Below are 15,851 nucleotides of genomic sequence, written 5' to 3'. Positions count from 1 at the left end.
CTGCACAGATGGCTCGATTTGTTCTTTGGGGCACGTATTGCGAGAACGCACTGGAGAAGCGTGCGCCATTTCGAGAGGAGCACCTGGCCAGGCTGGCGGCATTGAAGGATGAGGGGGTATTGATCACCCTGGGCCCCACGGAGGGCAGCACGCACGTGTTCGGTGTGTTTGAAGCGTCAACGTCCGAGCAGGTGCGCAACCTGCTGGAAGAGGATGTGTATTGGCGCGAAGGAATCTGGACGGCTCTGGAGGTTTATCCCTGGACCCAAGCCTTCTGAGCCTGGTTCCAGATCCACTGGGCCACGACTTGATCACCATTGGGGCCCAGCACCTCGGCATAGCCGCCCATCTGGCCGATCCCTTCCCGGGCGATGCGTGCAATTGCATCGGGATTGTTCAGCTGTCGTTGCTCCAGGGCGCGGAGTTTCAGCGTGCGCCCACGACGGATGATGTTGCCGCCATGGGGGTGACAACCGGCGCAGTGATTGTTGAACAGTTGCTCACCATCGGCAGCGCTGGCCTGCAGAGCAGGACTCAGCAACCAGATGGCGACGGCAAGTATCAGGGCGCCGATCCGGTTGATGCGTGCCATCAAGGTCGTCCATTCCAAGGGGATGCTTCATTGTGCGCCAGCGGTGAGCTGGGCGCGCTGGTAACGCAGCACCAGATCCTTGGGGGAGCGATAGCTCTGGGGCAGACAGGTGTGCAAACGTTCCAGGTAGTCCCAGCAGATGGTGCGTTGAATCGCCTTGAGATCTCTCCCCTCCGACACCAGGCGACGCAGGGCCTGGCAATAGCTTGAGAATCCCGCCTCCAGTTCACCGATGGTCAGAGATCTGCTGGAGGTTGTCATGGTGATCCTGTGAGGACCCTGTGACTTTCATAGCAACGCCTGCGATCCGTCTGTTGCCAGGATCACGAGAGTGCACGACTCAGGCGTTGGCGGAAGCGGATCTGCAGCGATTTCTCGATAAGGTCAGTCAGCTCAATGCCCTGGTGGCGTTCCTGGAGGAGCAGCCCGATCGGCGTCAACGCTTCGCGGCCTGCACCGATCACAATCAGGTGGTGCAGTTAGCCCGCGACTGGGGATTTGAGATCGGCCGCCGCTGGGGTGAGACGGCTGAAACTCCAGGACTTCGCTCTGACAACCTGTTGGCGCACCCCGTGCCCGCAGCTGGTGCCGAAGCCGTGCTCGATCTCCAGCGGGGAGAGGGGTGGCGGCTGCAGTTGATTCACTCCTGCGACCATTCGAGTCCCGATGGATTCTGGTACGACCAGGACGAGCATGAATGGCTCCTGGTGCTGCGGGGCAGTGCCCGACTCCGCTTGCGCGAGCCTGAGGAGGAGCGTGATCTCAGCGTGGGGGATGTGCTGGTGCTGCCGCCCCACCGCCCCCATCGCCTGGAGCGGACGGATCCGGCGCCTGGAACGCTGTGGCTGACCTTGTTTTGGAGGGATCCGTCGCCGGAAGGCGCAGATTCGCGGCCCGCATGACCAGCCAGTAGGCCCCAGCCAGGGAGATGGAGGCAATCCCCAGGCCGATCAACAACTGGGGTTTGTCTTCCGAACCTGCCGGCAACACGATCACTTTCCGGGCGACGGCGGTGAGGGCGGTGACCAGAACGAGCTCCAGTTGCACCACATGACGGCGCAGGTAGCTGGTGACGTTCTGCAGCACCTCCAGGGCGATCAGCACGGTGAGGAGATCGCCGAGCACCTTGATCAGGCCATCACCCAGCCAGGAGGTACCGCCAGGAGTGATCAGGGAGATCAGAACCTGTTGGATCAGTTGGATCAGGGAGGCGGCGATCACCACACAGGTGACCACGGCGAGCACCTTGGCCACCAACCGTTCCAGCGTGTCAACGCTGTGCAGAAAGTTGGGAAGAGACCGGCGGGGACGGGGCACGGAACGGCTCAGTTGCTGAAGGGGTCGTAGTAAGGGCGTGCCGGCGTGTCACCGGGGGGATTCACGATCTTGGTGTTGCAGCTGATGGAGCCATCCGGTCCTTCAACGCAATCGGTGGGCACCACCGTGCTGTCTTTGCCCGTGCGGCTGTTGGGGCCAAGCAGCCAACCCTCGGTCTGGGCCATCAGGGGGGTGGGGGCCAGCAGCTGCAGGCCGGTGACGAGGCTGAGCATCAGGCCGTGGGAGGTGGGCAGCGTCGGGGAACCGGACACGGGCACAGGGCGACTGCGCCCATCCTGCCCGTGATCCCCCTCAGCTGACACGATCGTCGCGGATCTCCTGCAGGAGTAGATCCAGCTGGCCGAAGGGATCCGCTTCGGGGTTGAGGTCGCTGAGACCTTCTACCCCTGCGCTGCCGTGCTGGGGGCTGGCCGCCCATTCCGCCTCGATCGCGCACAAACGGCCGGCCAGTTGGGGGAGACCGCCGAGGCGATGCTCGCGTTCGAGAACCTCAAGCAGTGCCGGCATCCGGGTGGATGTGGCGCGGAGACTGCGCCGGAGATCGGCCTGGGTGCGTCCCTGCTGCTTCAGCCAGTCTTTGAGCAGGAGGCCGAGATCCGCTTCGAATGTTGTGTTCCAGCCCGTCATGGCCGATCTCTGGGAAACCACTGATCCAGTTTGCGTTGAGCCCGCTGGCGGATGCTGTCGGTGACGTGATTGCGGTGCAGACCGATCAGAGCCGTGAGGGCCACTAGGTCATCACTGAAGCCAGCCACCGGCAGCAGATCAGGGATCAGATCGGTGGGCAGGAGCACATAGGTGAGGGCCGCGACCATGGTGAGACGTACCTGGGGCGGTGTGCCCGGATCCAGCACGAGTTCCATCGCCTCGAGAGCCGGGCGCGCCAGGGCGCGGCCAGCCCGGCGCAGTAGGCGCCGCAGCAGCCCTTCATCAATCACCTCGCTGTCGATCACTTCCGCCTCGACGACGTCGTTGCCGGATCGAGCCTTGGCCATGACGGAAGGGCGATGGAACCCATCCACTCTGAGTCGAACGCTTGTGGCCGGCGAGGGAGGGGAACCGTCCCAAACCGAACCCTCCCCTTGGAGCTCTGGTCAGACTGCGCTGCTCACCAGGCCCTGCTGGATGCCGGTCTTGCGCAGTTTGCGCAGAGCCCGTTGCACCACCTGGCGGCAGTATTCACGGCTGCAGCTCATGTGACGGGCGACTTCAGCCAGGGTGCGCCATTCGTGACTGCCATCCAATCCGAAGCGCAGCATCACCACCGTGCGCTCCTTGGGAGTGAGATTGGCTTTCTCCAGCAGCGTCCAGGCGGAGGCGGTGCGCTCGGCGATTTCCGCCCGCTCCATCGGTGGTAATTCATCACTGGGAAGCACATCCACCAGTTCGGATGGATCGGCTTTCGATTTCACAATCCCCTGCAAACTCACCGTGACGCTACGGAGTTCACAGGCGAGCAGATCCTCCACTTCACTGAGGGGGATGTTCATCGCTTCCGCCAGTTGTTCCGGGCTGGCTGACTGGCCATGGCGCTGCATCAAGCGCGCTTTGGCGGCCCGCAGTTTGGTGAGCTTTTCATTCACATTCACGGGAATGCGGATGGTGCGGCTCTGGGTGGAGAGGGCTCGGTTCAGGCCCTGGCGGATCCACCAGTAGGCATAGGTGGAGAAGCGGTGGCCACGGGTAGGGTCGTATTTCTCGACGGCTCGGGTGAGGCCGAGCGTGCCTTCCTGGATCAGATCGAGCAGATCGAGGCCCTTGCCCTGATAGCGCTTGGCCAGATTCACCACCAGCCGTAGATTGGCAGTGATCATCTGATTTTTTGCTTTCTCTCCGCGCTTGATCACGCGCTTTTCATCATCGCTGTACTCGCAGGCCGGGCCTTCTCCTCCCGCAAGCATGCAGCGGTCAGTGATCGCTACCATCGCCTGAACCTTGCGGCCCATGGTGAGTTCCTGTTCCGGAGTGAGCAGTTGATGGCGACCGATTTCGCCGAGAAAGGCGCTGAGGGAACTCACCATTGCTGACTCCGGGTTGACGCTTGTCTTTTTTGAACCTAGAACGAAAACCTTTTGTCTCTGCGAGTGTAAGAAAGACTGCGGAATTCACACTTTGTACGAAGTTCCAGATTGCTGCATTATTCAGGTTTGCTTTTGTTTTCCTGCTTGGCGCTACCGCGGGAACGCCGCCCCCTCGCTACTCTCGGCGCCTCCGATCTGCTCCCATGCCTCTGGCCACCCTGTTGACCCCCGCGGTCGCCAAAAGCGCCGGTGTGGCGTATGTCCATTACCTGAGCTTCATGCTCTGCTTCGCCGCCCTCGTGGTTGAGCGACGCCTGCTCCGTCCTGATCCCGATCGGCGTGCCGCCACCGCGATGGTGATCACCGACATTATTTATGGCTTGGCAGCCTTGGCCCTGCTCGTGAGCGGCATCCTCCGGGTGCTCTACTTCGGTCAGGGCAGCGCCTTTTACACCAGCAATCCCCTGTTCTGGTGGAAGGTGGGGCTCTATCTCTCGGTCGGGGCCCTATCGCTGTATCCCACCATCACCTACATCCTCTGGGCCATCCCCCTGCGTAAGGGGGAGTTGCCGAAGGTGAGCGAGGCCCTGGCCACGCGTTTGGGTTGGATTATCAATGTGGAACTGGTGGGATTTGCCTTTGTTCCCCTCCTGGCCACGCTGATGGCCCGGGGGGTGGGATTACCGGCGGCGTGATTGCCGATCCATGCCCTCCGGCCCAGGAGCTGCGAAGTCTCGCGTTGGCCGTTCAGCCACCCGAGCGTCGAGGTGCTCCCGGCTACGGCGACGCCCTGGCCAGCACGGTGAAGGGGCCTCCCGTCCTGCCCCGCTGGTGTGTCTGGTTGGAGCCAGCCCGAGGCGTCACGCCCGATCGCTGGGAGACGCGGTGGCTTCAGGCAGTTGGTGCGGCTCTGGCCACCTGGGGGGAAGTCGTGCCAATTGTCCGTGTGGATGATCCCGATCGAGCCCATGTGCGGCTCGAGCGCCGCCGGCCGCCCTTGCGTCAACTTGCGACGGGGTGGCGGGCCAGCAACGGCCGCAGTTTGCTCCAGGTGGTGGAGGTGCAACGGTTGGATCGCTGGCGCCTTGAGCCGCAGGTCACCGTGCTTGTCTCTCCGGAGTTGCGGGGTCCAGTACTTCAGGCCACGGCCCTGCATGAACTGGGCCATGCCTTCGGGCTCTGGGGCCACAGTTCCGATGCGGCTGATGTGATGGCAGTCCATCAGGGGCGAGAGCCCCTGTTGCAGTTGAGTGAGCGAGATCGTCTCACCCTGGAATGGTTGAGGCTTCAGCCGACGCGCTTTGGCCTCCCCAGCCCCGCCTGGGGGCGCCGCGACGATCAGCCAGCACCTGCTGCACCTGGCGCCAGCTCACCCCATGGTGAGCGAGAGCCACCTGCAGGTGAAAGATGATGTCGGCGGCTTCGCCGGCAATCTCGGAGGCGTTGTTGTCCTTACAGGCCATCACGAACTCGGCACTCTCCTCGCCGATTTTCTTGAGGATGCGGTTGTCGCCACCGTCCAGCAAGGTGTTGGTGTAGCTCCCGGCTTCGGGGTGATTGCGCCGACCCTCGATCACGCGCATCAGTTCCGTACAAACATCCGCCGGCGGTGGCTCCGCCTGGGCACCACCGCCGCTTGGCGACAGGCCACCTGGGCCGAAACTGTCGTCGTAGAAGCAGCTGCGCGCTCCGGTGTGGCAAGCCACATCTCCGGTCTGCTCGATCGTGAGCAACAGCACATCGGCGTCGCAGTCGTAGCGCATTCCCTTCAGTTTTTGAGTGTGGCCACTGGTGGCACCCTTGTGCCAGAGCTCCTGCCGCGAGCGGCTCCAGTAGTGCACTTCTCCGCTTGAGAGGCTGCGCTCAAGTGCCTCCCGGTTCATCCAGGCCTGCATGAGCACGGCACCATCCAGCCAATCCTGAGCGATGGCGGGGATCAGACCGGCTTCATTGAAGCGGAGCTGATCGAGGAAGGCGGTGGAGGGAAGCTGCATCGGATCTGGTCGGGGAGCCTGCAGATGTAGACAGGAAGATCCTCCCGCAGTGCGATTCCTTCCCTGTTCTGATGTTGTCGCCCCCCGCTGGATACACCTGTAGCAAGCACTTTGATGGCTATCCCTGCTGCCATCGTCAGTGGCAGCACCATGGGCACTGCCGCTTTGTGCATGGCTACAGCCGCAGTTTCACCTTTTGGTTTGCAGCTCGTGAGCTAGATGCCAATGGCTTTGTGGTGGATTTCTCCAGCCTGCGGCCCTTGGAGGCACAACTGCGCCAGCAGTTCGACCACACGTTTCTGGTCAATGCTGATGACCCCCTGTTGCCTGAGTGGGAGCGCTTGCACGAGCAGGGTGCCCTCGATCTACGCGTGATGGAGAACGTGGGCATGGAAGCCAGTGCCCAGCTGCTCTGGGGCTGGGCGAATGAGCTGCTGCAGGACCGGGACGGCGGTCGCAGCTGCTGCTGGAAGGTGGAGGCCCGGGAGAACCGGGCCAATGCCGCCTGTTATGAGGCGCTTCCAGGTTGGTTCAGCTCTGGGGTGAGCTGATTCAGCGCAGCACCAGCCGCTCCTGATCCACCTCCACCTGCACCGTGGTGCCATCGCTGAAGCGTCCTGCCAGGATCGCCTTGGCGATGGGCGTTTCCAGTTCACGCTGGATCGCCCGCTTCAGTGGCCGAGCGCCATACACCGGGTCGTAGCCGGCATTGGCGAGCCAGTCGGTGGCCCCATCGCTGATGCTGAGGCCGAGTTTCCGATCGCTGAGGCGCTGCCGCAGGCGCTCCACCTGGAGGTTCACGATCCGGTGCAGCTCCTCGCGGCGCAGGCTGTGGAAGATGATCGTTTCATCGAGCCTGTTGAGGAACTCGGGCCGGAAGTGAGCCCTGAGGGCGTCATTCACGCGCCGCTCCATCTCGCTGTGCTGGCTGTCATCGCCGCCGAGATCGAGGATCGATTGGCTGCCGATGTTGCTGGTGAGGATGAGCACCGCGTTGGTGAAATCCACCGTGCGCCCCTGACCATCGGTGACGCGCCCGTCATCGAGGATCTGGAGCATCACGTTGAAGACATCGGGGTGCGCCTTCTCCACCTCGTCGAACAGGATCACCGCATAGGGACGGCGTCGTACCGCCTCGGTGAGCTGGCCACCGGCTTCGTAGCCCACATAACCCGGAGGCGCCCCGATCAGGCGGCTGACGCTGTGCTTCTCCATGTACTCCGACATGTCGATGCGCACCATGGCGTCTTCGCTGTCGAACAGCTGAGCGGCCAGCGCCTTGGAGAGTTCGGTTTTGCCCACGCCGGTGGGGCCGAGGAAGAGGAAGCTGGCGATCGGCCGATGCGGGTCGCTGAGGCCGGCGCGGGAGCGCTGGATCGCATCGGCGACGGCAGTCACAGCCTGCTGTTGGCCGACGACTCGTTCGTGCAGCTGGTCTTCGAGACCGAGCAGTTTCTCCATCTCGCTCTGCACCAGCTTCGCCACGGGGATGCCGGTCCACTTGGCGATCACCTCGGCGATGTCATCTTCAGTGACTTCCTCCCGCAACAGCGATTTCTCACCGTTGCTGCCGCCATCGTCGCCGGCGAGGGCGGCCTCCTTGGCACTTAACTGCTTCTGCAGGGTGGCCAAAGTGCCGTATTCCAGCTCGGCGGCCTTGTTGAGGTCGTAGTTCCGCTTCGCCTGCTCCACCTGCAGCTGCACTTTCTCGATCTCCTCCTTGAGGGCCGAGAGTTCATCGATGGCTCCTTTCTCCTGCTGCCACTGGGCATTGAGGCTGCTCTGCTGCTCAGCTAGTTCGGCAAGTTCCCGCTCCAGACGCTCCAGCCGTTCCTGGCTGGCCGCATCCGACTCCCGGCCCAGGGAGAGTTTTTCCATCTCCAACTGCAGGATTTTGCGATCGATCTCGTCGATCTCCTCCGGTTTGGAGGTGATCTCCATCTTCAGGCGGGCGGCGGATTCATCCACCAGGTCAATCGCCTTGTCGGGAAGGAAGCGATCGGCGATGTAGCGGCTGCTGAGAACGGCGGCGGCCACCAGGGCGCTGTCGGCGATGCGCACGCCGTGGTGCACCTCATAGCGCTCCTTGAGACCGCGCAGAATCGAGATCGTGTCTTCCACTGTGGGTTGATCCACCAGCACCTGCTGGAAGCGCCGCTCAAGGGCGGGATCTTTCTCGATGTGCTGGCGATGCTCATCCAGGGTGGTGGCACCGATGCAGCGCAGTTCACCGCGGGCGAGCATCGGCTTGAGCAGGTTGCTGGCATCCATGGCGCCACCGGTCGCACCAGCGCCTACCACGGTGTGGATTTCGTCGATGAACAGCACGATCCGCCCTTCGGAGGCGGTCACCTCCTTGAGCACGGCCTTGAGTCGCTCTTCGAACTCACCGCGATATTTCGCGCCGGCGATCAGGGCGCCCATGTCGAGGGCGATGAGCTGGCGGTTTTGCAGGGCCTGGGGCACATCGCCGTTGACGATGCGCTGAGCGAGCCCCTCCACAATCGCCGTTTTGCCCACGCCGGGTTCGCCGATCAGCACCGGATTGTTCTTGGTGCGGCGGCTAAGGATCTGGATCGTGCGCCGGATTTCTTCATCCCGACCGATCACCGGATCGAGCTTGCCATCGCGGGCCGCGGCCGTGAGATCCCGCCCATATTTTTCCAGAGATTCGTAGGTGCCTTCGGGGTTCTGGTCGGTCACTTTCTGGCTGCCGCGCACAGCGTCAACGGCGGTTTTGAGGCCTTGAGCATCCACGCCGGCCTGACTGAGGAGCCGTTTGCCGCAGCGTGGATCTTCGGCCAGGGCCAGCAGGAGATGCTCGATGGAGAGATAGCTGTCGCCGTAGGTCTGCTTGAGCCCGTCGGCCCGGTCGAACAGATCGCTCAGGCCCTTGCCCAGATACACCGACTCAGGTGGACTTTGCAGCGCTGCTTGTTGATTCAGGTGGGTGTCCACTGCGCTTGTGAGCGCTGGAGGGGAGACACCGGCCTTCTCCAGGATGCGCGAGGCCAGCCCGTTCTGCTCCAGCAGCGCGAGCAGCAGGTGTTCCGTTTCCAGTTGTTGATGGCGCCGGCTCTGGGCCAGCTGCTGGGCCGACAGGATCGCGGCCCAGGCCTTTTCGGTGAACTGTTCGGCCGTGGGTTGCATGGATCAGTGTTGTGCTGACCAAACCGTATGAACGGCGAGCCGCGCTGGGGAGCGGAGAACCGAATCCGTTCCGTTCGGTCTCTGCGGCAGCCTGCGGCAAACCGGTCTCGGTCGGTAGGGTCAGCCGAATCTTCGGAGACGCAAGGGGAGCAGCCATGGCTGAAACGCGTGCAGTGGATCCTGCTGTGGTGTCGGCGTTGGTGGAGCGGGTCAGGGAGCGTTATGGCTCTTCACCCCAAGACCCTGAACGCATGTGCTGGACGGTGGTGCACGAACATCACCATGGCGCCATGCCGACGGAATACGACATCAGGGAGGTGGATGAGGCGCTCTATCTGGCCGTGTTGGATCGCTTCCGCTGAATCCTGCTGGTGGCGAACCAGGCGTCGATCGCCTCGCAGCGGGCATCGTCATCAAGGTCTTGGTGGTTGATCGCGAAGCCATAGCGCAGGGCCAGGGCGATCAATCCCTCCGCATCCTCAACCTGATGGCAGTCGCGCCGCAGCGCGGCGCTGTGCTCCACGGCATGGACAAACTCTCGTAGCGCCTCGCGACTCATCGGCCCCAGCCCCGCTCCGCCTGCTCTTCCACGAAGGCCGCCACGTCAGCAATGTCTTGCTCGCTCAGCTTGCCGGCAAAGGCCGGCATCGCATTGTTGCCGTGTTCCACCTGCTCTTCGATCGCTTCGAGGTGATCGCTGCGGTAGGCCGCAAGGTGGGCTTGCAGGTCGGTCTGGCTGAGGGTGCGGTTGGCCCGAATCACGTTGCCGCCGCCCATGTGGCAGGCGGCGCATTGGGCTGAGAAGACCTGACTGCCATTCTCGAGATTGGCCGGCACCGCGTCCGTGGGGTTGAGGGCCAGGGTCGGGCTGCCGCTAAGCAAGCTCAACCACAGCAACAGCAGCACACCAAGAGACAGGCCGGGCAGGGGCAAGGCGTTGCGTTACGGCTGGACCAACCCTATCCAGAGCTTCACCAAAAAAAAAAGCCCGATGGTGATTCAATCATCACCACCGGGTTGAAACGTTTGTATCGTCGGTCAGACGATCATTCGACGATGACCTTGCCCACCATGCCAGCACCACGGTGGGGCTCGCAGTAGTAGTCGTAGGTGCCGGCGGTAGTGAAGGTTTCTTCCCAGGACTCGCCGGGGGCGAAGGCGAGATCGGTGTGGCTCAGCTCGTCATGCCCTTCGAAGACGGCATTGTGAGGAGCCATCTTGTTGTTCACGAACTTGACGGTGTCACCGGCTTTGATCGTGACGGTGCTGGGTTCGAAGGCGAGCATGCCGGAGTCGCTACCGAGCTTCACTTCCACGGTGGCTGCATGAGCCGAGGCAATGCCGAGGCCAAACACGAGGATCAGAGCGAAGCAAGCGGAAATCAGAGAGCGGAGTCGGGACATCAACGCGTGGTCAAAACTGGACGCAATCTTAACGCTGATCAGAGGCGTCCCCGCCGAGGCAGGCCGGAATCCTGAAGCACAGCGTCAAGGTCGGGGGCATGGCTGCGGCCACCGAAGCGCTCCGGCTGGCTGACCGGATCATGAATGAAGTGGCGTTGGCGGATCGAAAAACGATCCCAGGCGTTCACCTCGATCGGCAGGATGCGGATCAGGGTCTCGATCAACCAGGGCCAGAGGGGAATTCCGGGGGTGCGGGCCACACCGCGCCAGCGGCAGAGGGTGGCCACGGCCTCGTTGACCCCAAGGGCGGCCTGTCCCATCACGATGCGCCGCACGGGGCCTTGCCCCGGCTCCGGATTCGGCTTGTGCGCTGTGGTGGCGAGATGGCCACAGATCGCGGCGATGTCGGCTGCGTGGATGAAGTGGAAGCTGGCATCAGCCCGGAGCCAGCGGGCCAGCCACAACCACTTGCTCGCTTCGGCCAGCCCTTCGGTGAGATAGCTGGTGGGAAACGGACTGCTGCCATCCACCCGACCCCCGAACACCAGGGTGGGAAACACCGCCACGATCTTCTCGGCCAGGGGATGCTGCTCAAGATCGCGCAGGCATCGGGCCTTGGTCTGAATGTATTCCGTGCCATAGGCGAGTGCCTCGGGCAGCGGCTGGAGGTGGCGATCGAGGATGCTGGCCGTGGAGAAGTAGGTGATCTGTTCGATCTGTGCCGGATTGAGTAGGGCCAGGAGACGTTTCACGGCCACCACATTCACCTGCTCCGCCCGTTCCGGATCCCCCCAGGCAGTGGCGGTGTGGATCACGCGGTTCACACTGGCCAGATCGGCGGCGAAGCGATCGGTGTCCCGCAGGTCACCCACCAGCAGCCGCACCCGGGGGTGGTCGGCCGCGATCGCCGTGAGTTTGGCCGGATCCCGCAGCCAGAGCAGCAGCTCGGCATCACTGTGTTCGAGCAGCCAGGCCGCTGTGTATTGGCCCACGCAGCCGCTGGCGCCGGTGATCAGGATGCGCGAGGGCACGCTGGAGTTTTGAGTGACGTCGCTCAAGCCAAGGCTCCGAGCCGCTCCATCACCGATTTGCCCGCCTCAAAGAAGGCGGCCCCGTTCTCTTCCGGGGTGCCAGGAAGAATGCCGTGGCCGAGGTTGAGAATGTGGCGGCGGCCGCGCGCTTTGCGCACGCAGTCATCGATGCGGTCGCGAATGGCTTCCGGCGTCCCGAACAGGAGGCCAGGATCCACGTTGCCCTGCACACCGAGGTGTTCGGGCAAGCGAGCGCAGCCATCGGCCATGTCCACGGTCCAATCGAGCGACACGATGTCAACGCCGGTGCGACCCATGCGCTCGATCACCCCGGCGCTGCCGGAGATGTAGAGGATGAAGGGGGTGTCGGGGTGGGTCTGCTTGACCCGATCCACCACTTTCTTCTGATATGGAGCGGCGAAGGTGTCGTAATCGGTCGGGCTGAGCTGGCCGGCCCAGGAATCGAACATCTGCACCACCTGGGCACCGGCATCGATCTGGTAACGCAGGTATGTGGCGATCGACTCAGCGAAGTGGTCGAGCAGTTGATGGAGCAGCTCGGGTTCGCGGAAGGCCATCGCCTTGATCACCGCATAGTTCTTGCTGCTCTTGCCTTCCACCACGTAGGCGGCCAGGGTCCAGGGTGCACCCACGAATCCGAGCACGGCGGCTTGATTGCCCACGCTCTGCCGCAGGCGCCCCAGCACCTCACCCACAAACGGCATCGATTCTGCAGGCTCCAGCGGTCGCAAGGCCTTCACTTGCTCGATCGTGCGGATCGGCGCGTTGATCTGGGGACCTTTGCTCTCGATGATGTCGAAATCGATCCCCATGCCAGGCAGGGGAGTGAGGATGTCGGAGAACAGGATCACGCCGTCGGGCTTGAAGGCGTGGAACGGTTGCATCGAGATCTCGTAGGAGAGATCGGGGTTTTCCGAACGTTCACGAAAGCTGGGATAGCGATCACGCAGGTCGCGATAGATCTTCATGTAGCGGCCCGCCTGGCGCATCATCCACACCGGCGGCCGCTCGACGACTTCACCTCGGGCGGCACGGAGCAGCAGGGGGAGGGCGTCGCTCATGAATGCGGTCGGATCAAGCGGGCAACCTACCTGAGAGAACCCGCCACTTCCCGCGTCTTCAGGCCGAAGCCGGTGGGTTCGTCACATCGCTTTCGCCGGCCAGCAAACTCCGCTTCGGGTCGTGACGGAACACCATCACGCTGAGAGGGGGCAGGCAGAGATCGAGCGAGTGCTCATAGCCGTGGATGCCCCATTCATCGGTGGGTTTGCTGCCCATGTTCCCGAGGTTGCTGCCGCCGTATTGGGCCGCATCGGTGTTGAAGATCTCCTCGTAGAAGCCGGCAACCGGCACTCCCACCCGGTAGTGGGAGTGGCTCTGGGGCGTGAAGTTGGCCACCACCACCAGCCAGCTGCCACCGGCACTTTCGCGACGCATGAAACTGATCACCGAGTGGCGATTGTCGTTGCAGTCGATCCACTGGAAGCCGTATTGATCAAAGTCGTCGCGCCAGAGGGCGGGTTCGGCTTTGTAGAGCGCATTCAGGTCGCCCACCAGCCGCTGCAGGCCTTGATGAGGCTCGAACTGGAGCAGATCCCACTGCAGATCACCCCACACATTCCATTCGGCGCGCTGGCCGAATTCCATACCCATGAAGATGGTTTTCTTGCCGGGATGGGTCCACATGTAGGCCAGAAGGGCACGGGTATTGGCGTATTTCTGCCAATCATCTCCGGGCATCTTGTGGAGAAGATGACTCTTGCCGTGCACCACTTCGTCGTGGCTGAGGGCCAGCATGAAGTTTTCGGTGTAGTTGTACCAGATCGAGAATGTGATGTTGTTTTGGTGGAACTGGCGGAACCAGGGGTCGAGCTCGAAGTAATCGAGCATGTCGTGCATCCAGCCCATGTTCCATTTCAGGTTGAAGCCCAGGCCACCAATGTCGGTGGGTTGGGTCACCATCGGCCAGGTGGTGGATTCTTCTGCGATGGAGAGAGCACCAGGGAAGTGCTCGAACAGCACGTGGTTGGCCTGTTGCAGGAAGCGCACCGCCTCAGTGTTTTCCCTGCCGCCATGCTCGTTGGGTAGCCATTCACCATCCGGCCGCAGGTAGTCGCGGTAAAGCATGGAGGCCACCGCATCGACCCGAATGCCATCGATGTGGAACTGGTCAAACCAGAACACCAGATTGGCAACAAGGAAGTTTCGAACTTCATTGCGGCTGTAGTTGAAGATCAGCGTGCCCCACTCCTTGTGCTCGCCGATGCGCGGGTCGGCGTGCTCGTAGAGATGGCAGCCGTCAAAGAAGGCGAGGCCGTGGCTATCGCGCGGGAAGTGGCCGGGCACCCAGTCGATGATCACGCCAAGGCCTTCCGCATGGCAGCGATCCACGAAGGCACGGAATTCATCCGGGGTGCCGTAGCGGCTGGTGGGGGCATACCAGCCGGTGACCTGATAACCCCAGGAGCCATCGAAGGGATGCTCCGTGATCGGCATCAGTTCGATGTGGGTGAAGCCCCGTTCCTTCACGTAGGGGATCAGTCGATCCGCCAGTTCCGGATAGGTAAGGAGGCGGGCACCCGGCTTGAGATCGGCGGCGGGTACGGGGGGCCGGGCCGTGCCATCGGCCTCGATGAAGGGCTCTTGGGCTGAGGCATGGATCCAGCTGCCCAGGTGCATTTCGTACACCGCAATCGGCTGGTCGAGGGGATTGCGGCTGTCCCGCTCCTGCATCCAGCGCGCGTCGGTCCAGTCGAACCCATCCAGGTGGCTCACCACAGAACTGGTGGCAGGGCGCACCTCGTGCTGGAAACCGTAGGGATCAGCCTTCTGGTAGCAGTGCCCGTCCTGGGTGCGGATTTCGTATTTGTAAAGCTGGCCTTCGGCCAGACCGGGAACAAACAGTTCCCAGATGCCCCCCAGGCGTTGCTGCATGGGGTGGTGGCGGCCGTCCCAGCTGTTGAGGTCACCGATCACGCTCACGCTGCGGGCGTGGGGGGCCCACAGGCAGAACATCACCCCGTCCACCCCGTTGATCTGGATGCGATGGGCCCCCATGCGCCGCCAGATGTGGTGATGGTTGCCTTCGGCGAAGAGATGGCGGTCCATCTCCCCCATCCACGCCTCGCGGAAGGCCCAGGGGTCGTGCTGCACATGCTCGATGCCACCCCGGCTCACCTGCAGTTGGTAGGCGTTGCCTGGGTCGTGAGCGCACTCTGCCTCGAACAGCCATGGGTGGTGGGGCGTCTGCATCGGCAGGCGTTGACCGTTGAGCAGGAGCTCGACCCGATCGGCTTCGGGCATCCAGGCCCGCACCACCCATCGGCCAGCCTCCAGTGGCTGGGGTCCCAGAACGGCGAAGGGATGGTCATGGCGGCATTCCGCCAGACGTTGACCGTCCTGAACCATCCAGTCGAGAACGGTGCTGGTCATGCCGGCCAATGCTTGATTGGCCGGGAGCTTAAGCGGAAAAACCTGGCCGCCAACTTCCGTTGCGCTTCAGATCGGGCTCAGACCAGATCAGCCGAGAAATCCACGTTGATGATCCGGCCCTCACGGTTGAAGATCACGAACAGGTTGTCGGTCACCTTGCCGAATTCGATCGTGACCAGCACCAGTTGCTGCTCCCCGCCCTGACTGGCCACCAGCGCACTCTTCACCCGTTTGACGCCACCGAGGGTGCGTTCCAGCTTGGTCCATTTCCGCTTGAGATCCTGGGGGGTCAGTTCCTGCTGGAAATTGAGATCGAGGTAGTAGCGGGCGGCAATCCAGCGACCGGCATTCAGATCGTTCACGAACTTCAGCGCCGTTTCCTCGATCGGCAGGGTGGTGCCCACCCATTTCCAGGCCACCAATTTGCCGCTGTCGTCGAGCACCAGCAGCAGCGGCACCTCGCCTTTGCGCGTCTCCACCACGGCGAAGGCCTCGACGGTGGTGTCATCCATGCCGCGCGAGATCTCGCTGATCCGATAGGAGGTCACCCGGGGATTGCTGTCCATCCGCTGCTGCACGGCCTTGATGCTGGTGCTGTTGCGCAGGGGATCGGAGAGGCCGTTGTAGATCGTGGCGCCGTCCTTCCCCTTGATGGCTTCCAGGAGCGTGCGGGCAGCCTCATTGGCCTGGGCGGCCGTGAGGCTGGTGCTGGGGGTCGCCGTTGGCACCGCCTGAGCCTGGGCAAGGGCTGGTGTGCCCAGGGCCACCCCTGTGGCGCCGGGAAGCACCGCTCCGAGCGGGGCACTCAGGGCAACGGCAAGCAGACGGACGGCTGTGTTCACGGGCGACTGAAGCAGAGCTGGCGCCCA

At 62.9% G+C, this 15,851-nt stretch carries 20 protein-coding genes and 2 pseudogenes; 6 read left to right on the top strand and 16 right to left on the bottom strand.

The genetic code is table 11. The features are described from left to right. Positions 1 to 8: 8 nt before the first annotated feature. On the top strand, positions 9 to 278 hold the full coding sequence (locus SynWH8101_RS09335) for a YciI family protein (protein WP_130129535.1): 270 nt from the start codon (positions 9 to 11) through the stop codon (positions 276 to 278). On the opposite strand, the gene SynWH8101_RS09330 is transcribed toward SynWH8101_RS09335, so the two are convergent. Both SynWH8101_RS09330 and SynWH8101_RS09325 read right to left on the bottom strand, forming a co-directional pair. Beyond that, a complete protein-coding gene (locus SynWH8101_RS09330; RefSeq protein ID WP_130129534.1) occupies positions 254 to 592 on the bottom strand; it encodes a c-type cytochrome in 339 nt (112 codons plus the stop codon). The two genes, SynWH8101_RS09335 and SynWH8101_RS09330, sit on opposite strands and share 25 nt — an antisense overlap. A 27-nt stretch (positions 593 to 619) precedes the next feature. Next, on the bottom strand, positions 620 to 853 hold the full coding sequence (locus tag SynWH8101_RS09325; RefSeq protein ID WP_130129533.1) for a DUF3136 domain-containing protein: 234 nt from the start codon (positions 851 to 853) through the stop codon (positions 620 to 622). 20 nt (positions 854 to 873) lie between these two features. Here SynWH8101_RS09325 and SynWH8101_RS09320 point away from each other — a divergent pair. Continuing rightward, positions 874 to 1,392: pseudogene (locus tag SynWH8101_RS09320) on the top strand (Nif11 domain/cupin domain-containing protein); the annotation flags it as partial. Here the strand turns inward: SynWH8101_RS09320 and SynWH8101_RS09315 are convergent. From SynWH8101_RS09315 to SynWH8101_RS09295, 5 genes are all read right to left on the bottom strand, one after another. Continuing rightward, a complete protein-coding gene (locus SynWH8101_RS09315; RefSeq protein WP_254427932.1) occupies positions 1,355 to 1,909 on the bottom strand; it encodes a phosphate-starvation-inducible PsiE family protein in 555 nt (184 codons plus the stop codon). The pseudogene SynWH8101_RS09320 and the gene SynWH8101_RS09315 sit on opposite strands and share 38 nt — an antisense overlap. An 8-nt stretch (positions 1,910 to 1,917) precedes the next feature. Then, a complete protein-coding gene (locus tag SynWH8101_RS09310) occupies positions 1,918 to 2,142 on the bottom strand; it encodes a hypothetical protein (RefSeq protein WP_254428119.1) in 225 nt (74 codons plus the stop codon). Positions 2,143 to 2,221: 79 nt separating this feature from the next. After that, the gene (locus SynWH8101_RS09305; protein WP_130129531.1) at positions 2,222 to 2,557 is read right to left on the bottom strand and encodes a hypothetical protein; all 336 of its coding nucleotides are present in this window, start codon (positions 2,555 to 2,557) and stop codon (positions 2,222 to 2,224) included. Continuing rightward, positions 2,554 to 2,925 (bottom strand): YkvA family protein, encoded by a 372-nt coding sequence (locus SynWH8101_RS09300; protein WP_130129530.1) that lies wholly within the window; start codon positions 2,923 to 2,925, stop codon positions 2,554 to 2,556. Before SynWH8101_RS09300 ends, SynWH8101_RS09305 begins: the two co-directional genes overlap by 4 nt. 99 nt (positions 2,926 to 3,024) lie before the next feature. Then, complete coding sequence (locus SynWH8101_RS09295) at positions 3,025 to 3,951, bottom strand: sigma-70 family RNA polymerase sigma factor (protein WP_130129529.1); 927 nt, start codon at positions 3,949 to 3,951, stop codon at positions 3,025 to 3,027. Between the two features lie 203 nt (positions 3,952 to 4,154). Here SynWH8101_RS09295 and SynWH8101_RS09290 point away from each other — a divergent pair, with 203 nt between their 5' ends. Both SynWH8101_RS09290 and SynWH8101_RS09285 read left to right on the top strand, forming a co-directional pair. Then, positions 4,155 to 4,646 (top strand): DUF2214 family protein, encoded by a 492-nt coding sequence (locus SynWH8101_RS09290; protein ID WP_130129528.1) that lies wholly within the window; start codon positions 4,155 to 4,157, stop codon positions 4,644 to 4,646. Further along, a pseudogene (locus SynWH8101_RS09285) lies at positions 4,643 to 5,263 on the top strand (peptidase); the annotation flags it as partial. The gene SynWH8101_RS09290 and the pseudogene SynWH8101_RS09285, both read left to right, overlap by 4 nt. On the opposite strand, the gene hisIE reads toward SynWH8101_RS09285, so the two are convergent. Then, positions 5,217 to 5,945 carry a bifunctional phosphoribosyl-AMP cyclohydrolase/phosphoribosyl-ATP diphosphatase HisIE gene (gene hisIE / locus SynWH8101_RS09280; RefSeq protein WP_130129527.1) on the bottom strand — a complete coding sequence of 243 codons (729 nt, stop codon included), beginning with the start codon at positions 5,943 to 5,945 and terminating at the stop codon, positions 5,217 to 5,219. The pseudogene SynWH8101_RS09285 and the gene hisIE sit on opposite strands and share 47 nt — an antisense overlap. A gap of 71 nt (positions 5,946 to 6,016) precedes the next feature. On the opposite strand from hisIE, the gene SynWH8101_RS09275 reads away from it, so the two are divergent. Beyond that, positions 6,017 to 6,496, top strand: a complete 480-nt coding sequence (locus SynWH8101_RS09275) for a 6-carboxytetrahydropterin synthase (protein ID WP_130129526.1) — start codon at positions 6,017 to 6,019, stop codon at positions 6,494 to 6,496. 1 nt (position 6,497) lies between these two features. Here the strand turns inward: SynWH8101_RS09275 and clpB are convergent, their stop codons facing one another. Beyond that, positions 6,498 to 9,095 carry an ATP-dependent chaperone ClpB gene (gene clpB / locus SynWH8101_RS09270; RefSeq protein WP_130129525.1) on the bottom strand — a complete coding sequence of 866 codons (2,598 nt, stop codon included), beginning with the start codon at positions 9,093 to 9,095 and terminating at the stop codon, positions 6,498 to 6,500. 155 nt (positions 9,096 to 9,250) lie between these two features. Between clpB and SynWH8101_RS09265 the strand changes: the two genes are divergently transcribed. After that, positions 9,251 to 9,457 (top strand): hypothetical protein, encoded by a 207-nt coding sequence (locus SynWH8101_RS09265; RefSeq protein ID WP_130129524.1) that lies wholly within the window; start codon positions 9,251 to 9,253, stop codon positions 9,455 to 9,457. On the opposite strand, the gene SynWH8101_RS09260 is transcribed toward SynWH8101_RS09265, so the two are convergent. The 7 genes from SynWH8101_RS09260 to SynWH8101_RS09230 form a co-directional block, all read right to left on the bottom strand. Further along, positions 9,427 to 9,654 carry a Nif11-like leader peptide family natural product precursor gene (locus tag SynWH8101_RS09260; protein WP_130129523.1) on the bottom strand — a complete coding sequence of 76 codons (228 nt, stop codon included), beginning with the start codon at positions 9,652 to 9,654 and terminating at the stop codon, positions 9,427 to 9,429. The genes SynWH8101_RS09265 and SynWH8101_RS09260 overlap by 31 nt on opposite strands. Then, positions 9,651 to 10,028, bottom strand: a complete 378-nt coding sequence (locus tag SynWH8101_RS09255) for a c-type cytochrome (protein ID WP_130129522.1) — start codon at positions 10,026 to 10,028, stop codon at positions 9,651 to 9,653. Before SynWH8101_RS09255 ends, SynWH8101_RS09260 begins: the two co-directional genes overlap by 4 nt. A 113-nt stretch (positions 10,029 to 10,141) precedes the next feature. Continuing rightward, positions 10,142 to 10,498, bottom strand: coding sequence for a plastocyanin (petE, locus tag SynWH8101_RS09250; protein ID WP_370586986.1), 357 nt, complete (start codon positions 10,496 to 10,498; stop codon positions 10,142 to 10,144). A 38-nt stretch (positions 10,499 to 10,536) separates the two neighbouring features. Next, complete coding sequence (locus SynWH8101_RS09245; RefSeq protein WP_130130456.1) at positions 10,537 to 11,529, bottom strand: NAD(P)-dependent oxidoreductase; 993 nt, start codon at positions 11,527 to 11,529, stop codon at positions 10,537 to 10,539. A 23-nt stretch (positions 11,530 to 11,552) separates the two neighbouring features. Beyond that, entirely contained in the window at positions 11,553 to 12,611 is a 1,059-nt protein-coding gene (hemE, locus tag SynWH8101_RS09240) for a uroporphyrinogen decarboxylase (protein WP_130129520.1), read from the bottom strand. Positions 12,612 to 12,669: 58 nt separating this feature from the next. Next, on the bottom strand, positions 12,670 to 14,982 hold the full coding sequence (glgB, locus tag SynWH8101_RS09235) for a 1,4-alpha-glucan branching protein GlgB (RefSeq protein WP_130129519.1): 2,313 nt from the start codon (positions 14,980 to 14,982) through the stop codon (positions 12,670 to 12,672). A gap of 77 nt (positions 14,983 to 15,059) precedes the next feature. Next, positions 15,060 to 15,824 (bottom strand): DUF3887 domain-containing protein, encoded by a 765-nt coding sequence (locus SynWH8101_RS09230; protein WP_130129518.1) that lies wholly within the window; start codon positions 15,822 to 15,824, stop codon positions 15,060 to 15,062. Between the last annotated feature and the right edge of the window lie 27 nt (positions 15,825 to 15,851).

This window comes from Synechococcus sp. WH 8101, assembly GCF_004209775.1.
Classification (GTDB): Bacteria; Cyanobacteriota; Cyanobacteriia; order PCC-6307; family Cyanobiaceae; genus Synechococcus_C.
This window is presented reverse-complemented; position numbering and strand designations above follow the sequence as displayed.